Consider the following 22780-nt stretch of genomic DNA (forward strand, 5'->3'; position numbering starts at 1 on the left):
TGAAGGGTGTATGTAAACGAAATTACTTGAGGTGATCCACGATGCGCTGCGCAGCGGTCAGACATTCCTGCCCGGTGGCAACCAATGCAATGCGGATGAAGCCCTGGCCGGGGTTGCGGCCATGTGCCTGCCTTGCAAGATATTGTCCCGGAAGGACCGTGACGTTGGTGGCGGCAAGCAGGTCGCGCGCGAATTCGGCATCGTCCCCCGCCGTGCGTGCCCACAGATAGAAGCCGGCATCCGGACGGCTGACTTCCAGCACCGGAGAAAGCAGGGGGACCAGCGCGTCGAACTTCTCGCGGTACATCACGCGATTGGCGCGAACATGCTCCTCGTCCTTCCAGGCGGCGATGCTGGCTGCCTGCACGGTCGTGCTCATGGCGCAGCCGTGGTAGGTGCGGTACTTGAGAAAGCCGGCCAGGACTTTGGCGTCGCCCGCCACGAAACCGGAGCGCAGGCCCGGCACGTTGGAGCGCTTGGAAAGACTGGAGAACACCACCAGACGCGGAAAACCGCTGCGCCCGAGCTTATGGGCCGCTTCGAGCGCGCCCAGCGGAGGAAGGGCTTCGTCGAAGTAGATTTCTGAATAGCACTCGTCGGCAGCGATCACGAAACCGTATTTATCCGACAGTTCGAACAGCGCTTTCCACTCATCGAGCGACAGCACACGCCCGGTCGGATTGCCCGGCGAACACACGTAGAAGAGCTGCACACGCGCCCATTCGTCAGCCGAAAGCGCATCCAGATCGAAGCCGAAATCGTTTTCCGGCGTCTGGTTCAGGAACACCGGCTGGGCGCCGGCAAGCAGGGCGGCGCCTTCATAGATCTGATAGAACGGGTTCGGGCACACCACCAACGGTGCAGACTTGCTGGCATCGACCACGGCCTGGGCAAAGCTGAACAGCGCTTCGCGCGATCCATTGACCGGCAGAACCTGCGTTGCCCAGTCCAGCGCCGGCAGTCGATAGCGGCGCATGGTCCAGTCTGCAATTGTCTGACGCAAAGCGTCCGTGCCCGCCGTGGTGGGATATACCGCCAGCCCTGAGAAAGCGTCGCTCATGGCCCTGAAGATCAGATCCGGTGTGGCATGCTGCGGCTCGCCGATGGATAGTCGGATTGCCGGCAGATCGACTGGTTTCACGCCATTGAACAAGGCGCGCAGTTTCTCGAAAGGGTAGGGCTGGAGCAGGTCGAGCAGGGGGTTCAAGATTGTTTCGCCAGTGGGTCTTGGTCTGATGGAGAGGCCGGCCGGCTGGAGGCGGGCGAGCCTTGAGCGGGTGCTATTATAGCCCGCCGTTCCGCCATGAATCCGTCCTTAGCCTTCCGTTACGCCCCCTAAAGTGCGCCTCTCCAAGCTCAAGCTCGCCGGTTTCAAGTCCTTCGTCGATCCGACAACCATCCTGACGCCGGGTCAGCTGGTCGGGATCGTCGGTCCCAATGGCTGTGGAAAATCCAATGTGATTGACGCGGTGCGCTGGGTGCTGGGCGAGACGCGGGCCTCAGCCCTGCGGGGTGAGTCCATGCAGGATGTGATTTTCAACGGATCTACCTCGCGTAAGCCTGTGTCGCGCGCCAGCGTCGAGATGATTTTCGACAATGCCGATGGCAAGGCTGCAGGCCAGTGGTCCCAGTACGCCGAGATTTCGGTCAAGCGCCAGGTGGACCGCAATGGCGGTTCGGACTACTTCATCAATAACGTCGCGGTGCGCCGCAAGGACGTGATTGATCTCTTCCTCGGTACCGGTTTGGGGCCGCGTGCCTACGCCATCATCGAGCAGGGCATGATTTCGCGGGTGATCGAGGCGCGCCCTGAGGAGGTTCGTGCCTTCCTGGAAGAGGCCGCGGGCGTCACGAAATACAAGGAGCGCCGCCGCGAAACAGAAGGCCGGCTCTCCGATGCACGTGACAACCTGGCCCGGGTGGAAGACATCCGGGCCGAACTCGGCCAGCAGATCGACCGCCTTGAAGTGCAGGCTGAAGTGGCTCGGCGTTACAAGGAGCTGACTTCCCAGTTGGCCCAGAAACAGGTTCTGCTGTGGCGCTACAAGCACACGACGGCCCAGGTCGAGCAGTTCCGTCTGGCCGAAACGATTGCTCAGGCTCAAAGTTCCATCGAAGAGGCTCAGCACAAGCTGGTCGAAACAGAGACTCGCATCACCCTCGCTCGTGAAGCGCATGTGGTGACAAGCGAGGCCGTGAGTTCGGCGCAGGGTGAGCTTTTTGCTATCACGGCGGAAGTTACCCGTATTGAAGCCGAGCTGAAGAATCTGCGCGACACGCATAGCCGCCTCTCGCTGCGTGGCAGCCAGTTGCTGCAGGATGAAAGTTTGTGGCGCAACCGTCAGCAGCAGGCCCAGACGCAGCAGGAAGCGCTCACCGAACAAGGCCTGCTGGCGCAGGAGAGGCTGGAGCTGGCGCTTTTGCAGGTGGCCGAGGCCGAGGAGCGTTTGCCCGAAGCGGAGGATGGCTGGCGTGAAGCGCTTGCTGCCCAGGATGCCGTTCGCCGCGATCTGAGCCTGATTGAGCAGCAACTGCGCGTGGAAGAGACGCGGCGCCTGGCAAGCCAGCGTGCGCTGGAATCTCTTGCCCAGCGTCGAGCGCGCATGGAGGCCGAACGCGGTGCTTTGCAGCCCGAAGATGCGGCCGCGCTGAACGCCCTGGAAGCAGAGGTAGCCGAGCTGATAGCGCAGCAACAGGAAGCCGAGCTGCTGCAGGGAGAGGCGCAGGCTCAGCAGGGCGACGCTGAAAACGCCGTGCAGGCGAGTCGCCATGCATTGCAAGGCATCAGCCGCAGCCTGACGGAAAAGCGGGCCAGACTGGATGCGCTGCGCGGCCTGCAGTCGAGCCTGCGTGATCAAGGTGACCTGGCGGGCTGGCTGCGCGAAGCGGGGCTCACCGATGAGCCCCCCTTGTGGCAATCCCTCCAAGTGGAGCCGGGCTGGGAGCTGGCTGTTGAAGCTGTTCTGCGTGAGCGTATTGGCGCGATCGGCCCGCTGGATCAGGATTTTTCTCGCCTGCTCAGCACCCCAGTGCCTGCGCCAGTAACGCTATTGCGGGCGGCTGGCCAAGCCCCTGCACCGCGTGCGCCGCTGTTCGATGCCCCCTTGCTGGAAGAGAAGCTGCGCTGCCAGCGCCCGGAGCTCGCAGCGCTGCTCTCGCACTGGCTGGATGGCGCCTATGCCATGCCGGCACTCGATGCTTGGCTGGCTGCCGGCTCTGTGCTGCCGGCGGGTGTGATCCTGGTGACCCCTGCGGGGCAGATGCTTTCCAGCAGTAGCCTGAGCCTGTTTGCGCCGGATGCGCGGACCCACGGTGCCATTGAACGTCAGCGCGAAATCGAGTTGCTGGAGGCGGAGCTTGAGCCCGCCGAAGCCGCGCAAGAGGCTGCTCGTGCTGCACAGCAGGCGGCAGAAGCGCGTTTGCAGGCGCTGCAGCAGGCGCTGAGTGAGGGGCGTCGCTCCGTTCAGAGTCTGCAATCGCGTCTGCATGAGCGCCAGCTGGCCTTCGTCAAGGCTCAGCAGGAACAGGCACGACATACCGAACGCATGGAGAAGCTGGCGCTCGAGGCGGCCGAACTGCTCAAACAGGAAGGTATCGAGCATAGCCATCTGGAAGAGGCTGAGCTTGCCAGTGCCTCGGCCGAGGAACGCTTGCTTGCCCAGCAGGATTCGCTTCAGGAGGCGACGGCCCGCAGCAGTCTAGCGGAGGCTGCTTTGCGCGTCGCACGCGAGCAGCTTGCCGCTTCTCAGCGCCTGCGGCATGAAGCCGAGTTCGCCGCGCGCGACAGCAACGCCCGTCTCGATGAGCAGCGCCGCAATGCCGAGCTGGCTCTGGCGCAGCTTGAAAAGCTGGCTGAGGAACGGTTGCAATTGAGTTCCGAGCAGGAAAACCTTGATGACGCAGCCTTGCAATTATCGCTGCAGACTGCGCTGGACCTCCGCCGTCAGCGCGAAGCTACGCTTGCGCTGCGCCGTGAGGAGCTGGAGCGTGCCGGCCAGCACATCAAACAGCTGGACGAGATTCGCGTGCGCTGCGAGCAGGCGCTGGGGCCGCTGCGAGAACAGCTGGCCGACTTGCGTCTGAAGCACCAGGCGGCTGAGCTGGGTTCCACCCAGGCGGCAGAGCGCCTCGGGGAGTTGGGCGCCGAAATCCTACCGCTCGAAGAAGCCGTCATGGCTGACATCAAGGAAGTCGCGCTGAGCCGCGAAGTGAGCCGGCTCGGGCGAGAAATTGCCGAGATGGGCGCAGTGAATCTTGCTGCGCTGGCCGAGCTGGAGTCCTCACGCGAACGCAAGCACTTTCTTGATCTGCAGTACGACGATCTGATGCGCGCCATCGGTACGCTGGAGGACGCCATCCGCCGTATCGACCGCGACACCCGCGAGCAGCTGCAAGCTACCTTCCACACGGTCAACAAGCACTTCAGCGAACTTTTCCCGCGCCTTTTCGGTGGCGGGCAGGCTCAACTGGTGATGACCGGCGATGAAATTCTCGACGCTGGCGTGCAGATCGTTGCCCAGCCGCCCGGCAAGAAAAACACCTCCATCCACCTGCTCTCCGGCGGAGAAAAGGCGCTCACCGCGATTGCGCTGGTGTTTGCAATGTTCCAGCTCAATCCGGCTCCGTTCTGCATGCTCGACGAAGTGGATGCCCCTCTGGACGATACCAATACCGAACGGTATTGCGAGATGGTGCGGCACATGTCTTCTGTTACGCAGTTCATCTTCATCAGCCACAGCAAGATCACCATGGAGCGTGCCCAGCAGCTGGTCGGGGTCACGATGCAGGAGCAGGGCGTTTCCCGGGTGGTCGAAGTGGACATGGAAGAGGCGCTCAAGCTTGCCCAGCCTGCGGCCGCTTGATGCGATAATGCCGCCCTTATTGCACAAACCAACAGCCAAGCCTTCATGATGTCTGGAAACGAACTGCAATACGGTTTGATCGGTCTCAGCGTAATCGCCATTCTTGCCCTGGTGATCTACAACCTGTGGCAGGAGCGCCGCGCCCGCAAGACTGCTGAGCAGGCCTTCCGCTCGACCCATCACGATGTGCTGCTCGACGGTGATGCTGAAGCCGTGATTCCGCCGGCGCCCGGGGGGCGTATGGAGCCCGGTCTGCAGAGAGACATCCCCAACCCGGCCAGCCGCGGCAGTGATACCCCCGCCATGGCTGCCCGCGCATCGGTACTGCCGCGTCAGCAAGAGCCTTCGCTCCCCTGGGAACTGCAGGCCATTGACTGCGCCGTGAGCATTGAGGCTCCCGCGGGTGTTTCTGCCTCTGCCTTGTATACCGCTCAACAGGAAGCGCTCTCGGGCAATCAGCGCAACCTGGCCTGGTTCGGCTGGAATGACAACGACAACGAATGGTTCGAGATCGACGCGCGCACGCCAGGCAGCATCAATCGCGCCTGCGTCACCCTGCAACTGGCGGACCGCCGCGGCGCGCTGACGGAAAAAGAGCTGGATCGTTTCAATGAACGCCTGGCACGTGTCTGTGATCAGTTCCTGGCCGTGCCACGCTTGCCGGCCAAGGCCGACACACTGGCCCGCGCTCATGAAATCGACCAGTTCAGCTCCGAAGTAGATATCCAGATCGCGGTGAATGTGGTCAGCGCCGCAGCCCCCTTTGCCGGCACCAAGATTCGCGGTCTGGCCGAAGCTGCTGGTCTGCAACTGGGCAACGATGGGTGCTACCACGCCCTTGATGATGCAGGCCTCGGGCAGTTCGTACTGGCCAACCAGGAAAACACGCTGTTCTCGGTGGAGCAATTGAAGCATCTGCAGACGCCGGGTCTGACTCTTGTGCTGGACGTGCCGCGCGCCCTGAACCCAGCATCCACTTTCGAGCGCATGGTGCGTCTTGCTCAGCATCTGGCTGATTCCCTTGGTGGTGTGCTGGTCGATGACAACCGCAATCCGCTCACCGAACGCTCGATCCAGCTGATCCGCAGCCAGATCGGCCAGTTCGAGCTGCAGATGGAGCGCCAGTCTATGCCTGCTGGCAGCCTGATCGCCCTGCGCCTGTTTTCCTGAGTCGTTTCGATGGACCTGTTCTCGCAGGCTGACGACGCGGCGCGCGCAGCCGAATTACGCGATCAGCTCAACCGCTACGCCCATGCCTACTACGTACTCGATGCGCCGTTGGTGCCGGATGCCGAGTACGACCGCCTGTTCCGTGAGCTTCAATCGCTCGAGCGCGCACAGCCCGAGCTGCGTACGCCCGACTCGCCCACCCAACGCGTGGGTGGTCCGGTACTGAAGGAACTCACCCCTGTTCGCCATGCCGTGCCGATGTTGTCCATCGAAACGGAAACCGACACCACGCCTGCCGGCGCCGAGGCGTTCGATGGCCGTGTGCGGCGCAAGCTGGGGCTTGAAGCGCATGAGGCTGCGATCGAATACGCAGCCGAGCTGAAGTTTGATGGTCTGGCGATCAATCTGCGTTATGAACATGGCGTGCTGGTGCAGGCTGCCACGCGTGGGGATGGGGAGGTCGGTGAAGACGTGACCCACAACATCCGCACGGTAGGCAGTATTCCACTGCGCCTGCAGGGGCGGCCGCCCGCCTTGCTGGAAGTGCGCGGCGAGGTCTACATGCGGCGTGACGACTTTGAGCGCCTGAATGCTCGCCAGCGCGAGCTGGGTGAAAAAACCTTCGTCAATCCGCGCAACACCGCCGCAGGTGCGGTGCGGCAGCTGGACCCGTATGTTGCCGCACAGCGCCCCTTATCTTTTTTTGCTTATGGCGTGGGGGCGATTGAAGGCTGGCAGGATGCGCCGCTGACGCATGCCGCACTCATCGATACGCTAGCTAGCTTTGGCCTGCCGGTGTGTGAGCATCGCTGTGTGGCAAGTGGCGCGGCAGGTCTGGTGGCTTTTCACGCCCGCATCGCGGCGCTACGCAACAGCCTGCCCTTCGACATCGACGGTATTGTCTACAAGGTCAACAGCCTGGCCTTGCAGCGCGAGCTGGGTTTTCGCAATCGCGAGCCTCACTGGGCAGTGGCCCACAAATACCCGGCACAGGAAGAGCTCACCGAGCTGCTGGACATCGAAGTGCAGGTTGGCCGTACCGGCGCGATCACGCCGGTCGCCCGCCTCAAGCCGGTGTTCGTGGGCGGGGTGACTGTCACCAATGCCACGCTGCACAACGAAGACGAGTTGCGGCGCAAGGATCTGAAGATCGGTGACTGGGTCATCGTGCGCAGAGCAGGGGACGTCATCCCTGAAGTGGTCATGTCGGTCGCCGAGCGCCGCAGCGGCGCCGAGCGCGAGTTCATCATGCCGACGAACTGCCCGGTCTGCGGCAGCCATGTGGTGCGCGAAGAAGGCGAAGCCATCGCGCGTTGTACCGGCGGCCTGGCCTGCCGCGCCCAGCGTGCCCAGGCCATCATGCATTTTGCCGGTCGCCGCATGATGGATATCGACGGCTTGGGTGAGCGCTACATCGAGTCCCTGGTTGAGTTGGGCTATATCGAGCGGATTGCTGACCTCTATGCCCTGACCCTCGACCATCTGCTTGAAATGAAGCGCCGTGCAGATGAGCGTGACGGCGTGACGCCGGAAACCGTGCAGCAGGGCAAGGTTGCCACGAAGTGGGCCGAAAACCTGATCGAGGCGATTGCCGCCAGCAAGCGTCCGCCGTTGGCGCGCCTGCTATTCGCGCTGGGAATCCGGCATGTCGGAGAGTCCACTGCGAAGACTCTGGCTGAGTGGCTGGGTTCGCTGGAGAACGTGCGCCGTGCGCCACGTGCTGTGTTTGCCTGCCTGCCGGACATTGGTGGGGTGGTGGCTGATTCCCTGCACGAGTTCTTTGCCGAGCCCAATAACGAACGCGTGCTGGACGAGCTGGTGCGTGCTGGCGTAACGCCGGATGATGAACACCCGCCCTCGGCGCGCCTGGCTCAGCAATTGACGATGATCGAGTTGCTGACGCGTCTTGATATCCGCCGTCTGACCCCGGTGCGCGCCCAGCAGCTCGCCGCCCAGGTCAGCAGCCTGTCTGCGCTGGCTGCTTTGACGCCGATCGAACTCGCTGCGCTGGATTTGCCGGCTGATGTACTCACAGCGCTCGCCGAATGGCTGGCCATACCCGGCAAGCCTGATGAGTTGCGCGCGCTTGAGGCTTATTGCAGCCGGTTGTTGGCTGCAGCGCCGCAGCAAGAGGCAAGCGTAGCGCCCATGGCCGGCAAGACCTTCGTACTGACCGGCACCTTGCCCACGCTGAGCCGTGAGCAGGCCACGGCGCTGATCGAAGCGCAGGGTGGCAAGGTGAGTGGCTCGGTATCGAAGAAGACCAGCTACGTCGTGGCTGGCGCCGAAGCGGGCTCCAAACTCGCCAAGGCTCAAGAGCTGGGTGTTTCCATTCTTGATCAGAACGGACTGCTGACGCTGCTGGGCGTGCCAGCGCCCTGAACTTTCTGCGACCGGACTGGATGCCGTGCCTGCGCATTGGCTGTGTATCGACACGGCTTGCACTGGGCGGGTTATGGATTCGGATTTTGATCCTGTCCCTATACTCAACTCCGACCTCCCGCTCGGGCGCCACGCTTTCAAAGCTGGCTGGAGTTTCTTTTCTTTAATATTCAGGCCTGAGTCCGGCGTATCCATGCAGATGGATAAATGCTTATTCGAATCTGGATAAAACTCAGCGTGGATTGAATATCTTTCAATTCTTTAAGTATTTAGTGCTGGCTTTTTCGTGGGTTTAAATGTCGATTCAATTTGATTTTGTTTCTGACTATTAAATCTTCGAAAGGTTGGTAATGTCCTTATCCAGGGAGTCTGTATTCCTTGCAAAGATTCTGATGATTTCTTCTGTCTGCCTGAACATTGTTGCTTGCGGTGGCGGCAGTGATGAAAGGAGTCTGGAAGCTGTGTCGTCATCCTCTTCAAGTCTCGCTGCCAGCAGCGCATCCGTGGCGTCTAGCAGCAATTCTTCTTCAGCCGCCAGCAGCGGCGCCACAGCGTCGAGCAGTCTATCCTCATCCAGCAGTTCGGTAAGCGTGCTGGCCTCGGATGATTTCACCCAGGGCCTGAGTTTGTGGAAGGTGGAGCAGGAGGACGCTTCCGGTACGGTGACCGCCGCTAATGGCGTGCTTGATATTGTCCAGCCCGCCGGAGCCACGCTGTGGTTCAAACAGAAATTCTCGGGTGACTATGAGATCCGCTTTACGGCCACACCGATTCCTTACACGGTGACGGTGAGCGGCAAAACCTACACGGATCGCATTTCTGATCTGAACATGTTCTGGAACGCGGTTGTGCCTACCGGTAGTGACCCGGACCCGACCCATCTGACGCTGGATGGCAAGCTGGCTTCCTATAATCCGCTGACGCTGTATTACGTTGGTTTCGGCGCCAACAGCAATACCACCACGCGTTTGCGCCGCTATGACGGCACCGCCACCCGACCGCAGATCACCGGCTATGCCACGGCTGCCAGTCGGACCGCCGACGACACTGCTGGTGACATGACAGCCGCCACCAGCCTGGTCGCCAATACCCCAGTCCAGGTGCGTGTGGTGTCGCGTGCAGCCACTGCCAGCGATCCGGCAACGCTCAAGTGGTATGCCAATGACAAGCTCGTGTTCAGCTACGCAGACGCCACGCCCTTCCTCTCCGGCTGGTTCGGTTTCCGCACCACCGTGAGTCACTGGAAGCTGTCCGGCTTCTCGGTCGTCGCCCGCTAGACGCACCAACTCCCGCTGTATCCATTCCGGCAGCCTGGTTCGCCAGGCAGCCCGGGACTTTATTTGCCCTGAGATTCATTCAATGAGCCTGCATTCATTCTCCCGACCTCTCCTTGTTTCCGTCTTGTTCTCGTCATTGCTGGCCGCTTGCGGCGGAGGTACGACAGACAAGACTACCGGCAGCGCAGCCAGCAGTTCCGCAGCCACTTCAACAGCCGCCTCCGGCAGCTCGACGGCTTCTTCTTCAAGCGCCGCCACATCCTCTTCTGATGCTTCAGAAGTCTCTTCCAGTAGCGCTTCATCGGCCGCACTGGTGTACAACGACAGCGTTGAGAGCGAAACCACGGGCGCGATCTATCAGCGCGCCAGCTCGCGTCTGGTGGAAAAACTTGATCGCGGGCTGGTTGCGGTCCGCTCCGGCACCGGATGGCTGCTGTCGTGGCGTTTGCTTGGCACGGAGTACGGCGCTGATGTGGCTTTCAACGTCTACAAGAACGGCCAGCGCCTGAACTCCGCTCCGATTACGGACCGCACCAATTTTCAGGATGAAACTGCCGGCGAAGGGGACTACAGCGTACGGGCGATCTTTGATTCGCGTCGCGTGCTGGCAGCCAGCAAGCCCGCCCTCAAGCTTGAGAACGGCTATCTGAACATTCCGCTCAAGGCCGTGCCGACCGGTGTGCCGGCCGATTACTATGTGCAGCACGCGTGGCCGGCGGATCTGGATGGAGACGGGCGCTATGAGTTTGTGGTGGCGCGTATGCCTTATAACGACAAGTCAGGGCTGCCTTGCTATGTCGAGGCCTACTCGCTGGAAAATGGTTTCCTGTGGCGGGTGGATATGGGGGTGAATTCCTATACCCAGGCGGCCGGCATCGGTGCCAATGATTCGCCACCTGCCTCGATCAGTGGCTTTGGCAATATCGCCGGCTACCGCAACGACGACATGCTGACCGTGTTCGATCTGGATGGCGACGGCAAGGCCGAAGTGCTGGTGCGTACCGCTACCGGTACGACCTATGCCGACGGCAGCACAATCACCTCCACGGCAGCCAGTGACCAGTTCATCTCGGTCATCCGTGGCAGCAGCGGTACCGAAATCACGCGCACGCCGGTCACCGATCTGCTGGAGCACGGTCCGGCCGGCGGGCAGTTCGGTATTGCCTATCTGGACGGTGTCCATCCGAGTCTGGTCACCCAGCTCACCACGCGTGGCCTGCCGGCCAAGAAGGGTATCTTCCACTTCATGGTTGCGGCGTGGGATTTTGATGGCAAGACACTGAGCAGTCGCTGGAAATGGTTTGCGGACAATGAGAAAACCGTCACCACCGTACCGGAGCGCTTCCACCAGATCCGCGTGGTCGATCTTGATGGTGACGGCAAGGATGAGTTCATCGGCGGTAATTACGCGCTCAACAGCGACGGCACGCTGCGTTACGTTGTTGACGGCGTGGGCCACGGCGATCGTTTCCAGATCGGTGATTTCGATCCCTCACATGCGGGCCTCGAAGGCTTCGGCATCCAGCAATCCGAACTGGGCATCTGGAGCAAGTTCCCGTGGTACTTCTACGATGCCTCGTCCGGCACCCGTCTGATCACAGGCCAGCATCCGCCCTATGTGGCCGAGGTGGCGTATGACGTGGCGCGTGGCTCAGCTGCGGACATCGATCCGAATCATCCGGGCTATGAATTCTGGACCAGCCTTACCGACAGCACGCTGCCTTCATCCGGCCTCTTCAACGTGAAAGGCGAGCGCCTGACCTACAAGGCCCCGGGCGCGAACTTCAGGATCTGGTGGGATGGTGACGAAGGCTCGGAGCTGCTTGATGGCGTGCAGCAGGGCGCGGCTTACGTCGGCAAGTGGGATCCGGCCACAGAATCGGTGCAACATCTGTTCGATCCGTCCGGTGTGATCTTGTCCTGGCGGGCGGCTCCGCCCTTCTATGGCGATGTGCTGGGCGACTGGCGCGAAGAGATCCTGCTCGAAACCAGTGATCGCACCGCCTTGCGGCTCTACAGCACCCCCACGCCGAGCAGCAAGCGCTTCTACACTCTGGCGCACAACCCGGAGTACCGGCTGAGCCTTACGGTGCGGGGCTACCTGCAATCCACCTTCGTGGATTACTACCTGGGCTACGGCATGACGCAGCCGCCCCAGCCGGCAATCCGGATCGCACGCTGAGTCCATGCGATGAGGGCAGGGCGCTGACAAAGTCTTGCTCAATGAAGACTGTCCTGCGTAGGCGTCAGGTCATAAATAAAGCGGGCTATCCGGATGGATAGCCCGCTTTTAAGGCTTCAGGCGGCGCTTTGCGCCGCTTGAGATCAGCGGATGATGTCGTAGGAGTAGTCGGTCTTGCCGGCGACGATGGTGTTGGCATCCAGCGTTTCGAAGTACTCGTCGAGCAGATCCACCAGCACGCGCATGCCACCTTCGTAACCCCAGATCGGACGCACGTGGTAGTGGTGACGATCGAAGATCGGGAAGACCATGCGGATCAGCGGGGTGCCGGTATCGCGCTCGAGGTACTTGCCGTAGGTGTTGCCGATCAGGAAGTCCACCGGCTCGGTGAAGAGCAAGGAGCGCAGGTGCCACAGATCGCGCTTCGGGTAGGCCTTGCAGGCGGCACCGTATTGCGAGCTGGCGAACAGGGTGTTCATCTTGGCTTCCCAGTCCTTCTCACCATTGGTCGCCACCACGTGCGCCGGCTCGGCACCGAGTTCAAGCAGGAACTCAGAGAGGCCCAGCAGGAAGTCCGGATCACCGTACAGGGCGTAGCGCTTGCCGTGCAGGTGAGCCTGACTATCAGCCATTGCATCGACCAGCAGACCGCGTTCCTTTTCCAGCTGGGCCGGGATCGGCTTGCCGGTGAGGCGCGAGATCTCCATCAGGAAACGGTCGGTGCCGGCAACACCGATCGGGCTGTTCAGCACAACGACTTCCTGGCCATGCTCACCGATGAACTTGGCTGTCTTCTCGCAGGAGAATTCCTGGAAGATGATCGTAGCCTTGGCGTTGAGCGCGCGCTCGACGGTTTCCTTGGTGGTGCCGCCTTCGTACATCCGGAACTCGCCATCGGTGGGGGTGTTCCACACCTCAGACGGATCACAGATGACGTTGTACTCGACCCCGAAGAGATCCATGATGCGCTTGATCTCTTTCATGTTGCCGACCACGAAGCCATCAAAGCCGCCGATGAAGTTGATGGCTTCGCCCGGCACGCGGGTCAGTTTCGGTGCGGTGTCGGCCTTGCCGTCCCAGAAGTGCTTGAGCACGCCCAAGAGCGCATTGTCGTAGCCGGTGATGTGGCTGCCAACGAAGGCCGGGGTGTGGGCGAAGGGCACGTCGAACTCCTGCGGCACGCTGCCCTTTTCCTTGGCGGTCTTGATGAACGCGTTCAGGTCGTCACCGATCACCTCGGCCATGCAGGTGGTGGACACGGCGATCATGTCCGGCTGGTAGAGGTTGTAGGTGTTGGCGAGGCCATCGATCATGTTGTTGAGGCCACCGAACACGGCTGCATCTTCAGTCATCGACGAGGACACGCAGGAGGTCGGTTCCTTGAAGTGGCGCGAGAAGTGCGAGCGGTAGTACGCCACGCAGCCTTGCGAGCCATGCACGAAGGACAGCGTCTTGTGAAAACCGTTGGCAACATACACGGCACCCAGCGGCTGGCAAGCCTTGGCCGGGTTGACTGTGAGGCCTTCGCGGGCAAAGTTCTTCTGCTTGTAGTCCTCGGTCTTCGTCCATTGGACGATTTCCTGGATCTTGGCGTCCGAGTGGTTGAACTCGAAGGCCTTCTTGTTGGCGAGCATGTCCTGATACTCAGGCTCGCGGAAGAGGTTCTCGTGGTCAATGACCTTGTCGGCTGATTGGGGCATGGTAGTTCTCCTGAAAATTTAGTGAGGAGTTGGGGGCGGGAGTGAGGAGGGGCGTTGCGCGGGCTCTGTCCCGCTCCTCTCCCCTCACTCCTCACACGGGCTTACTTCTTCCAGGGCGCCTTCGACAGGCCCCAGATCGGCGAGCTGATCGCCATGTCCATGTCACGAGCGAAGATGGCAAAGCCGTCGTAGCCGTGATACGGACCGGAGTAGTCCCAGCTGTGCATCTGGCGGAAAGGTACGCCCATCTTCTGGAACACGTACTTCTCCTTGATGCCCGAGCCGACCAGGTCAGGCTTGACCTTCTCGACGAACTTTTCGAATTCGTAGCCAGTGACATCGTCATAGATCAGCGTGCCATCCTTGACGTAGTGCGTGGTGCGCTGATAGTCATCGTTGTGGCCGAATTCGTAGCCGGTGCCGACCACTTCCATGCCCAGATCTTCGTAGGCGCCAATCACGTGACGCGGGCGCAGACCACCCACGAAGAGCATGACCTTCTTGCCTTCCAGGCGCGGGCGGTACTTGTCGATCACTGCCTGCATCAGCGGCTTGTACTTGGCGATCACCTTTTCGGCATTGGCCTTGATGGTGTCGTCGAAGTGGCTGGCGATTTCGCGCAGCGACTCTTCGATCTTGGTCGGGCCGAAGAAGTTGTACTCAACCCATGGCACACCGTACTTTTCTTCCATGTGACGGCTGATGTAGTTCATCGAGCGGTAGCAGTGAAGAACGTTGAGCTTGGCCTTGGGGGTGTTTTCCAGCTCGGCGATGGTGCCGTCGCCCGACCACTGGGCGATCACGCGCAGGCCCATCTCTTCGAGCAGGATGCGTGAGGACCAGGCGTCACCACCGATGTTGTAATCGCCGATGATGGCTACGTCATACGGAGTGGAGACGAAGTCCGGGCGCTTGTCCGGGTCGGCTTTGTCGAACACCCAGTCGCGGATCGCGTCGTTGGCGATGTGGTGACCCAGGGACTGGGATACACCACGGAAGCCTTCACAGCGCACCGGCACGATGGTGTGGCCGTTGTATTCCTTGCTCTTCTTCTTCGATACGGCCTCGATGTCGTCACCGATCAGGCCGATCGGACATTCCGACTGTACCGAGATGCCCTTGTTGAGCGGGAAGAGTTGCTGGATCTCGTCCATGATGACTTCCAGCTTCTTGTCACCGCCGAAGACGATGTCCTTTTCCTGGAAGTCGGAGGTGAATTGCATGGTCACGAAGGTGTCCACGCCGGTCACGCCGATGTAGTAGTTGCGGCGGGCGGCCCAGGAGTACTGGCCACAGCCGACCGGGCCGTGCGAGATGTGGATCATGTCCTTGATCGGACCCCACACCACCCCCTTGGAGCCGGCATACGCGCAGCCGCGGATGGTCATCACGCCCGGCAGGGACTTGATGTTCGATTTCACGCCGCAGTCCGGCTTGCCTTCTTCATGCACGTTAAGGTGCTTGGCGCGCTTCTTGGCGGTTTTTTCCGGATAGGCCTTCAGCACCTCATCAATGAGGGCTGCGTTCTGGGCCTTCTTTTCGTCGATTGTCATGCTCATTTCATCATCTCCTGTGCGCAATGCGAGAGTAGAGGGAAGAGAACCTTGTTACGCCGGCGGAAGCCGGGAGCCCGCCTGCGGCAAGGCTCCCGACCCTCGACTCTCGGTCCTCAGGCGGCCAGATCGGCTGCCGTCTTGCCCACTTGCGATTCGTCGATCTGCTTCATGATGCCGTGGGCCATCAGCAGGTCTTCGAGCTCGTCCATGGTGATCGGCGTCGGGATGATGCCGTTGCCCTTGTTGGCATGAACCTTCTCGGCGAGCGTGCGGTATTCCGCAGCCTGCTTGGAATCCGGAGCGAACTCCATCACGGTCATGCGGCGCAGCTCGGCGTGCTGAACGATGTTGTCGCGCGGCACGAAGTGGATCAGGCGGGTGCCCAGCTTGCCGGCCAGTGCTTCGGCCAGTTCCAGTTCCTTGTCGGTCTGACGCTCGTTGCAGATCAGGCCACCCAGACGCACGCCACCGGAGTTGGCGTACTTCAGAACACCCTTGGAGATGTTGTTGGCGGCGTACATGGCCATCATTTCGCCAGACATGACGATGTAGATTTCCTGCGCCTTGTTTTCGCGGATCGGCATGGCGAAGCCGCCACACACCACGTCACCCAGCACGTCGTACGACACGTAATCCATGCCGTCGTAAGCGCCGTTTTCCTCGAGGAAGTTGATCGAGGTGATCACGCCGCGGCCGGCGCAGCCCACGCCCGGCTCCGGGCCACCGGATTCAACGCAGCGGATGTCGCGATAACCCACCTTCATGACATCTTCCAGTTCCAGGTCTTCCACGGAACCGGCTTCCGCGGCCAGCGACAGGATGGTGTCCTGTGCCTTGGCGTGCAGGATCAGGCGGGTGGAGTCGGCCTTGGGGTCGCAGCCGACGATGAGGATTTTCTGGCCCATTTGCGCAAGCGCGGCCAGCGTGTTTTGCGAGGTGGTGGATTTGCCGATCCCACCTTTGCCGTAGAAGGCAATCTGACGAAGGTCTGACATGTTGTTTCTCCTGAATCGTTGAGCAGTGATGTTGCTGCAATCGAAAAATGTCCTCTGTTGGGAACGTCGGACAAGCAGTCGATCTACCGTGCCCCGGATGCAGCCCCTCGCGCCTTTTTTGCTCTTCAAAGTAAGCGACTTGTTGGCGAGACATGGTCGGTGCGAGGACCATTCAGCAACTGCCGTGCCAAGTTTTTACGGATTGCTTGAAAAGCTTGCCAAATGGTCGTTTCGGAAGTTCTTTGCAGTGCCGTTGAGGTCATTTCCGGATATCGACAAAGCTGACATTCCCGCCGCCGCGCCGCCCGAATGACAGGAGTGTCATTTCGCTGTGTGTCGTATCTGAAGCGCTCCGTTTCGCATCCGCGCCGCACGCACTCAGGCATTGAGCCCTGCGGGTATGACACTTGCTGAGGGCAGGGCATAGCCAGGTTGAGAGGAAACCAAAATGCACGCCCAGCCTTCACTGATCCAGCCCGTAGCGGTCACCGGCAACGCGCGGGCGACGCATTTCGAGCGTATCGGTGGAGCCGAACCGATCGCCCTGCTAGCTGAGCGCTTCTATCACCACATGGATACACAGCCCGAGGCGTCCGTCATCCGCGCCATGCACCCGGCGGATCTCACTCCGGTGAGGAAAGTGCTGGAGCTGTTCCTCGTCGAATGGATGGGCGGCAGCAAAGACTATTCGGCCATGCGCGGCCATCCGCGCCTGCGCATGCGCCACATGGAATTCCCGCTCGGAGTGGCGGCACGCGATGCCTGGATGAACTGCATGCGCGCCGCCCTGAGTGAAGTCGTGACCGATGCAGAGCTCAGGACGCAACTCGAAGCAGCCTTTTTCAAAACCGCGGATTTCATTCGCAACCAACAGGAGAATCACCATGACAACGATCGATAAGACCGCGTTCGGCGTGCTCGAAGCCGAAGAACGCCTGCTCAATGGCGTGTTCAAGGGTGCTACGGCCGTCCCCGGACGCTTCGGCTTCCGTGGCGACATCGCCATTGAGTTTCAGCCCAAGATGGCCGATGAGAAGCGCCCGCCTGAGAAGTGCTGCGAGCAGGTCATGGCTGCCGCCAACGAAGGCGAGCCGCATTTCATCTTTCTTGCCGGCTTCCTGCTCTCCTTCGGCTACCTCAAGCTGCTTGCCGAAGTGCTGGGCGAAGCGTTGTCGCCCGCAGGCAAGTACATCCTCTTCTGCGACAACATCGACCTGTCGAAGAAGTACGTCATCGACTATGCCGGCGCCACCTTCTACATCCTGCCGATCGACGAAGCCACGGTGTACAACGAAACGCTCGAGCTGCTCTACCTGGAGAAGAATGAGCTCAAGAAGATGGACACCGGCGGCAAGCTCGATGCAGTGGTCAATGCCGGCGTGAAGTTCGTGGGCGACCGTAAATTCATCAAGAGCACGTATGACGAGCTGGTGGCCACCATGGGGCCGGTGCGCAATCCTTACGAAAACCGTCCCGTCTAGGACACACGCGAATCAAGCTTCTGCGCGGCTCAATCTCGAAGCTCTGGTGATCAACGTCCCCACGTTTCTGATCCTCGCTTCGACCTTGAACCGCTCGCTATGCTTGCTTCGCATGTGTCAGCCCCATGAGTCAGGAGTCATGAATGGCTGAAGCCTTGCTGGATCAACCTGCCGCCGCCGGTGCGCCACCGCTATCCCTGCTCGATCGTGCGCTGGGCGCCTATCTGGGCCTGGCCATCGGTGACGCGCTAGGCGCCACGGTGGAGTTCATGACGCCGCGCGAGATCATGTCCAAGTACGGCACCCACCGCGAGATCATCGGCGGTGGCTGGCTGCGCCTGAAGCCCGGTCAGGTGACGGACGACACCACCATGGCGCTTGCGCTTGGGGATGCCATTGTTTCGGCACGCGGCTGGGATCTCACAGAGGTGGCCGAGCACTATGTGGGCTGGCTGCGCAGCAAGCCGGTGGATTGTGGCAACACCTGCCGGCGCGGGATCCGACGTTACATGCAGGAGGGCAGCCTCGTGGCCGCCTTCAACGAAGGCGACGCGGGCAACGGCGCGGTCATGCGCAATCTGCCGGTGGTGCTGGGTTTCCTGAACAACGAGCAGGCCCTGATAGATTACAGCCTCGCGCAAGGGCGTATCACCCACGGCCATCCTTTGTCCGATCTGGCCAATGTGGCCCTTGCACGCATGACGGCCGCACTCCTGCGCGGTGAGGGCATGGCGGTCGTGCAGGCCATTGCTGATGAGCTCTTTACCCTGGAGCCACGTTTCTCAATCCAGGCCTATCGCGGCCGTGCTACCGGTTATGTGGTGGACACGGTGCAGACCGTGCTCTACCACTTCTTCAATCACGAAGACTTCGAGAACAGCCTGATCGCCGTGGTCAATCGCGGGGATGACGCAGATACCACCGGCGCCCTCGTTGGCATGCTGGCGGGTGCCCGTTATGGCACCCGGGCGTTTCCGCGCCAGTGGATCCGCCGCATTGATCCGGACGTGCGCCATCGCATCGAAGTACAAACGCGACAATTGCTCTCTCTGCACACGCCCATCGGCGGGAGAAGCTGATGGCCCACATCGTCTTCTACGAAAAGCCAGGCTGCGGCGGCAACGCAAAACAGAAAGCCTGGCTGATGGCTGCCGGCCACACGCTTGAAGTGCGCGATCTGCTGCACTGGGCCTGGACGCCCGAGCGCCTGCTGGCCTTTCTGGCTCCATTGCCGGTAGCCGACTGGTTCAATCGCGCGGCGCCTGCGGTGCGTGATGGACTGATCCAGCCGGAGCTGCTCTCGGCCGAACAGGCCCTTGCCGCACTGCTGGCCCAACCACTCCTGATCCGTCGCCCACTGCTGACCCTGGAAGATGGCTGCTGCCTGGTGGGCTTCGATGAAACACGGCTGCGCGGCCATCTCACCGGCACGCCAACGGCCCCCGCGCCTGCAGAAGGCTGTGCCGCGCGGGTGAGCCCTTGCGGAACGGCAACATGAGCCCGCGCTTCTTCCTTTCCTACACCGGCGTACGCCTGCCACTGCAACTCGTAGAAGAGTTGCCGGAGGCGGCCCTGCGCAACCGCAACACCTGGTTCCGCGCCGAATACGATGCACAGGGCACTCTGATACGGGTCGAAAAAATCGTCTATGGCGAAGTGGAAATGACGCATCGTTACACATACGACAGTGAGCTGAGGCTGCACGAAGCCATTGTCACCTTTGCCGATGAAGAGCCACAGGTCATGCGCTTCAGCGAGGCCTCCGCATGAAGCTCTACATGGCCCCCGGATCCTGCACTACCGGTATCCACATCCTGCTTGAGGAGCTGGGGCTGCCCTTCGAAGCGTGGATCATCAGCATCCCGGCCAGCCAGCATCTGCAGCCGGAATATCTGGCGCTCAATCCCAAGGGCAGCATCCCGACGCTGGTGCTGGACGATGGCCAGTCCCTCACCGATTACATCGCCATCTCCTACTGGCTCGCGCGCCGTCATCCCCGTGCCCGGCTCATGCCTGACGATGCGCTGGCTGCCGCACGGGTCATGGAAATCCTTGCTTATGTGGTGGGCACCGTACACGGCCAGGGCTTCGCACGCCTCTTCAATGCCGAGGGTTTTGCCGGCAGCGGCAAGGAAGCCCTCCAGGGGCAGGGGCGGGCGATTGTCGACAAGGCCTTTGCCATTCTCGACACCCAGCTCGTCGGGCCTTACGCGGCCGGTGAGTTCTCGATTGCCGACCCGGCCTTGTTCTATGTTGAGTTCTGGGCCGACAAACTGGACATTCCCTTGCCCCTCAGGCTTTCGGCCCATTACACCCTGATGCGCAGCCGTCCTGTCGTGCAGCAAGTGCTGCGCGAAGAAGGCTACCGCTGAGTGCTTGCCCGAGTGAAAACGCCATGAGCCTAATCGACGAACACTGTGGACTGCTGGCCTACGACTATCAGCACTTTGCCCGTGCCAAGGAGTTCGTCTTCCGCCAGTGGTGCGCCTTTGCCAGCGAGCGCCAGGCCCTGCGCCCAGAAGACCTCTCCGGCGCCTGCAAGTACGGCTCCCAGTTCATGCGCATCGTCTTCGGCGGCAGCATCGAAGGTCATTACGAACACCAGTACAACCGCATCGCGGGCCGCCTCGTCGATCTTGGTCACGACGCGCAGGACGTCGGCCGCATGCGCTTTCCCTATCTGCACGAAGCCGGCTACTTCGAGTTACCCGAACAGCAAGCCGCCATGCGCGCCTGCCTGCCGCGCGTGGGGCGCTGGGCGGAGGCGTTCATGGTAGAGCAGGGCTAAGCTGCGCTGCATTTCAGGATGTGCTGAGCCGCCGGTTGGACTTGGGCGCCCAAAACTCCACGGGTGGTCTTGAGCGCTCTGCGCGAGCCATGACATCATGCTGATGGATTTTTAGGCAGGTATCGGCAGTAAGCGGAGGCTCAGGCTTGCCGCTTCAAAGTTGCCGTTTGATGCTCTGGGGCTGAAATCTGTAGAGTGAGGTTTTTGTCGATTCTGTTAATGCTGTTCATCTTTACAGCGGAATCGTGGAGAGCCGCTCTGGAAGCCAATCTTCGCTGCTCGGTCGTGCCATGTTAGGGAGCACGCGCCGATGTTATGCGGCAAAACTGATCCCTATAACACGTTAAAACTCACAACTTACTCTCTGCCTCCAATGTCAACCCTTAGCGACCACAAAGAAATCTCCGCCCAAGCAGAAATTCTTCCAGCCCAAATCGAACGACTCGATTCACGGTTAAAGCAGATTGAAAAAATAGCTGGAACCGTCGAGGTGGTTGCGGAGAAAGGTTTTGAAGCCGTTTCCAAATACTTTGAAAGCAAGACGGAACAGGAAAAGAAAGAGGCTGAGGCCGCCGACGCTCAACACAAGAGAGAGATAGAGCTTCAAGACAAGAAGCACAAAAGAGCCACGATAATTCTCGGGGTCGTCTCTTTGTTGGTTTTCATTCTTGTTATTTCCTCTTTGTATTTGTCTCAATTTGAGCTGGTTAAATACATCCTCGGCTCAAGCTTGGCTGTCGCGGGAGGTGCGGGGCTTTCCAATCTATTCAAAGGTAGCGTGAAGTGAGTCGTAGTCTCAACGTTGAAGTGCAACGATCATTTGGAACCATGACAAATCTCCTTCGGCGTTTTGAATTGATGTCTTTTACGAGGCCGATTATTTAATTCGTTCGCGATCCAATCGCAGTCGGCCTGAGTGATTTTGCTCATACAAATTCCTTTAGGCAGGTACTGTCGGATCAGTCCATTCAGATTTTCGTTGGCGCCGCGCTCCCATGAGTGATACGGAGTCGCGAAGTAGCAAGTGAGAGGAAAGCGCGCTTCGAGTGTCTTGTAGTCATGGAACTCGGTGCCGTTGTCCAGGGTGAGCATGTGGAATCGTCCAGCCTGCTCGATGAGCGCCAGGCTGGCTGCGCGGGTCACTTGTTCGGTCGTGCGGGCGCTGAGTTTTTTGATCACCGCATAGCCGGTTTTACGTTCCAGCAAGGTGAGAATGCAGTGATGCTTGTCCTGCCCGATGACCGTGTCGCCTTCCCAATGCCCGATCTGCAGGCGTTGTTCGATTGCTTCGCTGCGCTCGCTGATGTGGCGCTTGCCAGCCAGAACGCCTCGCGAATCCTTGCTGTTGTATCGCTTGCGCCGAAGCTTGGGCATGATCCGCATGCATTTGAAGAGCGAGCCTCCTGCCTTCTTGTCACGGAGGATGTAGCGGTAGATCGCTTCGTGACTGATGCTCCACTCCTCACTCACGCGCAAGCTCCCGCTGATTTGCTCCGGGCTCCATTTCTGGCGCAGCAACGATTCAACCTTCTGCCATTGAGCCGGGCTGAACCACGAACGCCGACGCGCTCGCCTGCGTCGCGCGCGGGCATATTTGTGCGCCTTTTCCGCTCGGTAGCGTCCGTCGTGGGTGGTGCTGTTGCGCCGCAGCTCCCGGCTGATCGTACTGGGCGAGCGCCCCATCTGGCGGGCTATCTCGGCTTGAGAGAAGCCCACACGCTGCAGCCCTGTAATGCTGTATCGTTCCTCTCGGGTGAGCTGGTGGTATTTATTCATCGATGCTTCCTTTTTCTTGGCGGGAAATGGAAGCTCTCAGTATCTCAGCTCGCCCGCCTATTTCAGGGAGCGTTGCACTTCGTTTGTGAATCCGCGCAATCTAACAATTCCGTCGAGAGGGACCGCCCACAAGCTGCGCTTGTGGGTTCCCTTCGCGGCTTTGCCGCTACGGCAGCCCCTCACGTCAAACGTTAGGGCTAAGCAAAATTATGGAGATCTGTCGGTGAGGCACCTATATATCGGCGTTTTACTTAGCACAGCATTTATTACATCGTTCTACTCTCTGGTGGGTGCAGGGCTCTGCCTATTGCTGGCCTACTGTATCTATACGGCAGACGGCTCACCCCGTCCCGGCGGCGGTGATGGCCCGAGTGACTTCAGTTCGTCTGATAGCGCCGATTGCGGCGGTGATGGCGGAGGAAGTTGCGATTGATCGCTTAGGTCGAAAAGGCGGCTGAGATTGCACAACCATCGCCCTAACCCTTCTCTAAGGGACTTCCCGTCAACTGGTTTGTGAATGCCGGCCGCTAGGCCGGTTTTCTTTTTGTTTCTCCGGAACGCTTCAAACCGCTGCTTTCGTGCTGACGACCGCGACCAGACTGTCATCTCTC

Annotated in this window: 20 protein-coding genes; 13 read left to right on the top strand and 7 right to left on the bottom strand. The window is 60.4% G+C overall.

Translation table 11 applies throughout. The features are described 5' to 3' along the window. Window positions 1–22: 22 nt before the first annotated feature. Window positions 23–1207, bottom strand: a complete 1185-nt coding sequence (gene dapC, locus HJ583_RS17620) for a succinyldiaminopimelate transaminase (RefSeq protein WP_170023134.1) — start codon at window positions 1205–1207, stop codon at window positions 23–25. 133 nt (window positions 1208–1340) lie between these two features. Between dapC and smc the strand changes: the two genes are divergently transcribed. From smc to ligA, 3 genes are read left to right on the top strand one after another with little or no spacing between them, the layout of a single operon-like run. After that, window positions 1341–4862 (top strand): chromosome segregation protein SMC, encoded by a 3522-nt coding sequence (gene smc / locus HJ583_RS17625; RefSeq protein ID WP_170023135.1) that lies wholly within the window; start codon window positions 1341–1343, stop codon window positions 4860–4862. 45 nt (window positions 4863–4907) lie between these two features. Beyond that, entirely contained in the window at window positions 4908–6032 is a 1125-nt protein-coding gene (locus HJ583_RS17630; protein WP_170023136.1) for a cell division protein ZipA, read from the top strand. Between the two features lie 9 nt (window positions 6033–6041). Next, the gene (gene ligA / locus HJ583_RS17635) at window positions 6042–8414 is read left to right on the top strand and encodes an NAD-dependent DNA ligase LigA (RefSeq protein ID WP_170023137.1); all 2373 of its coding nucleotides are present in this window, start codon (window positions 6042–6044) and stop codon (window positions 8412–8414) included. 328 nt (window positions 8415–8742) lie between these two features. On the opposite strand, the gene HJ583_RS17640 is transcribed toward ligA, so the two are convergent. Then, window positions 8743–9027, bottom strand: coding sequence for a hypothetical protein (locus HJ583_RS17640; RefSeq protein WP_170022993.1), 285 nt, complete (start codon window positions 9025–9027; stop codon window positions 8743–8745). Here HJ583_RS17640 and HJ583_RS17645 point away from each other — a divergent pair. Continuing rightward, the gene (locus tag HJ583_RS17645) at window positions 9005–9691 is read left to right on the top strand and encodes a DUF6250 domain-containing protein (RefSeq protein ID WP_217423494.1); all 687 of its coding nucleotides are present in this window, start codon (window positions 9005–9007) and stop codon (window positions 9689–9691) included. The genes HJ583_RS17640 and HJ583_RS17645 overlap by 23 nt on opposite strands. 75 nt (window positions 9692–9766) lie before the next feature. On the opposite strand, the gene HJ583_RS19380 is transcribed toward HJ583_RS17645, so the two are convergent. Then, window positions 9767–10036 (bottom strand): hypothetical protein, encoded by a 270-nt coding sequence (locus HJ583_RS19380; RefSeq protein WP_173863648.1) that lies wholly within the window; start codon window positions 10034–10036, stop codon window positions 9767–9769. On the opposite strand from HJ583_RS19380, the gene HJ583_RS17655 reads away from it, so the two are divergent. Continuing rightward, window positions 10005–11873, top strand: coding sequence for a rhamnogalacturonan lyase family protein (locus HJ583_RS17655; RefSeq protein WP_328824942.1), 1869 nt, complete (start codon window positions 10005–10007; stop codon window positions 11871–11873). The two genes, HJ583_RS19380 and HJ583_RS17655, sit on opposite strands and share 32 nt — an antisense overlap. A gap of 143 nt (window positions 11874–12016) precedes the next feature. Here the strand turns inward: HJ583_RS17655 and nifK are convergent, their stop codons facing one another. From nifK to nifH, 3 genes are all read right to left on the bottom strand, one after another. Then, complete coding sequence (gene nifK, locus HJ583_RS17660) at window positions 12017–13573, bottom strand: nitrogenase molybdenum-iron protein subunit beta (protein ID WP_170023139.1); 1557 nt, start codon at window positions 13571–13573, stop codon at window positions 12017–12019. Window positions 13574–13674: 101 nt separating this feature from the next. Then, window positions 13675–15132: a nitrogenase molybdenum-iron protein alpha chain gene (gene nifD / locus HJ583_RS17665; RefSeq protein WP_101943747.1), complete on the bottom strand. Its 1458-nt coding sequence runs from the start codon at window positions 15130–15132 to the stop codon at window positions 13675–13677. Window positions 15133–15242: 110 nt separating this feature from the next. Beyond that, on the bottom strand, window positions 15243–16124 hold the full coding sequence (gene nifH, locus HJ583_RS17670) for a nitrogenase iron protein (protein WP_170023140.1): 882 nt from the start codon (window positions 16122–16124) through the stop codon (window positions 15243–15245). A gap of 448 nt (window positions 16125–16572) precedes the next feature. Here nifH and HJ583_RS17675 point away from each other — a divergent pair, with 448 nt between their 5' ends. The 8 genes from HJ583_RS17675 to HJ583_RS17710 all read left to right on the top strand — a co-directional run bounded on the left by HJ583_RS17675 (window position 16573) and on the right by HJ583_RS17710 (window position 21180). Next, window positions 16573–17025 (top strand): group II truncated hemoglobin, encoded by a 453-nt coding sequence (locus tag HJ583_RS17675; RefSeq protein WP_170023141.1) that lies wholly within the window; start codon window positions 16573–16575, stop codon window positions 17023–17025. Next, on the top strand, window positions 17009–17605 hold the full coding sequence (locus HJ583_RS17680; protein ID WP_101943740.1) for a hypothetical protein: 597 nt from the start codon (window positions 17009–17011) through the stop codon (window positions 17603–17605). The genes HJ583_RS17675 and HJ583_RS17680 overlap by 17 nt, the downstream gene beginning before the upstream one ends. A 143-nt stretch (window positions 17606–17748) precedes the next feature. Beyond that, on the top strand, window positions 17749–18684 hold the full coding sequence (gene draG, locus HJ583_RS17685; protein ID WP_170023142.1) for an ADP-ribosyl-[dinitrogen reductase] hydrolase: 936 nt from the start codon (window positions 17749–17751) through the stop codon (window positions 18682–18684). Next, on the top strand, window positions 18684–19103 hold the full coding sequence (locus HJ583_RS17690) for an ArsC/Spx/MgsR family protein (protein WP_170023143.1): 420 nt from the start codon (window positions 18684–18686) through the stop codon (window positions 19101–19103). The genes draG and HJ583_RS17690 overlap by 1 nt, the downstream gene beginning before the upstream one ends. Next, a complete protein-coding gene (locus tag HJ583_RS17695; RefSeq protein ID WP_170023144.1) occupies window positions 19100–19375 on the top strand; it encodes a DUF6156 family protein in 276 nt (91 codons plus the stop codon). Before HJ583_RS17690 ends, HJ583_RS17695 begins: the two co-directional genes overlap by 4 nt. Window positions 19376–19383: 8 nt before the next feature. Then, window positions 19384–19977, top strand: a complete 594-nt coding sequence (locus HJ583_RS17700) for a glutathione S-transferase family protein (RefSeq protein ID WP_235943917.1) — start codon at window positions 19384–19386, stop codon at window positions 19975–19977. Between the two features lie 23 nt (window positions 19978–20000). Beyond that, entirely contained in the window at window positions 20001–20393 is a 393-nt protein-coding gene (locus HJ583_RS17705; RefSeq protein ID WP_170023146.1) for a transcriptional regulator, read from the top strand. A gap of 373 nt (window positions 20394–20766) precedes the next feature. Further along, the gene (locus HJ583_RS17710; protein ID WP_170023147.1) at window positions 20767–21180 is read left to right on the top strand and encodes a hypothetical protein; all 414 of its coding nucleotides are present in this window, start codon (window positions 20767–20769) and stop codon (window positions 21178–21180) included. Between the two features lie 29 nt (window positions 21181–21209). Here the strand turns inward: HJ583_RS17710 and HJ583_RS17715 are convergent, their stop codons facing one another. Continuing rightward, window positions 21210–22169: an IS30 family transposase gene (locus tag HJ583_RS17715; protein ID WP_170023148.1), complete on the bottom strand. Its 960-nt coding sequence runs from the start codon at window positions 22167–22169 to the stop codon at window positions 21210–21212. Window positions 22170–22780: the final 611 nt, after the last annotated feature.

The sequence above is a fragment of the Uliginosibacterium aquaticum genome (genome assembly GCF_012972705.2).
GTDB lineage: Bacteria > Pseudomonadota > Gammaproteobacteria > Burkholderiales > Rhodocyclaceae > Uliginosibacterium > Uliginosibacterium aquaticum.

Excerpts from the sequence above, each read along its gene's own strand:
- HJ583_RS17630 (WP_170023136.1), top strand. The coding sequence starts at position 4,908 with ATGATGTCTGGAAACGAACTGCAATACGGTTTGATCGGTCTCAGCGTA.
- ligA (WP_170023137.1), top strand. The coding sequence starts at position 6,042 with ATGGACCTGTTCTCGCAGGCTGACGACGCGGCGCGCGCAGCCGAATTA.
- nifK (WP_170023139.1), bottom strand. The coding sequence starts at position 13,573 with ATGCCCCAATCAGCCGACAAGGTCATTGACCACGAGAACCTCTTCCGC.
- nifD (WP_101943747.1), bottom strand. The coding sequence starts at position 15,132 with ATGAGCATGACAATCGACGAAAAGAAGGCCCAGAACGCAGCCCTCATT.
- nifH (WP_170023140.1), bottom strand. The coding sequence starts at position 16,124 with ATGTCAGACCTTCGTCAGATTGCCTTCTACGGCAAAGGTGGGATCGGC.
- HJ583_RS17675 (WP_170023141.1), top strand. The coding sequence starts at position 16,573 with ATGCACGCCCAGCCTTCACTGATCCAGCCCGTAGCGGTCACCGGCAAC.
- HJ583_RS17680 (WP_101943740.1), top strand. The coding sequence starts at position 17,009 with ATGACAACGATCGATAAGACCGCGTTCGGCGTGCTCGAAGCCGAAGAA.
- draG (WP_170023142.1), top strand. The coding sequence starts at position 17,749 with ATGGCTGAAGCCTTGCTGGATCAACCTGCCGCCGCCGGTGCGCCACCG.
- HJ583_RS17690 (WP_170023143.1), top strand. The coding sequence starts at position 18,684 with ATGGCCCACATCGTCTTCTACGAAAAGCCAGGCTGCGGCGGCAACGCA.
- HJ583_RS17695 (WP_170023144.1), top strand. The coding sequence starts at position 19,100 with ATGAGCCCGCGCTTCTTCCTTTCCTACACCGGCGTACGCCTGCCACTG.
- HJ583_RS17700 (WP_235943917.1), top strand. The coding sequence starts at position 19,384 with ATGGCCCCCGGATCCTGCACTACCGGTATCCACATCCTGCTTGAGGAG.
- HJ583_RS17705 (WP_170023146.1), top strand. The coding sequence starts at position 20,001 with ATGAGCCTAATCGACGAACACTGTGGACTGCTGGCCTACGACTATCAG.
- HJ583_RS17710 (WP_170023147.1), top strand. The coding sequence starts at position 20,767 with ATGTCAACCCTTAGCGACCACAAAGAAATCTCCGCCCAAGCAGAAATT.
- HJ583_RS17715 (WP_170023148.1), bottom strand. The coding sequence starts at position 22,169 with ATGAATAAATACCACCAGCTCACCCGAGAGGAACGATACAGCATTACA.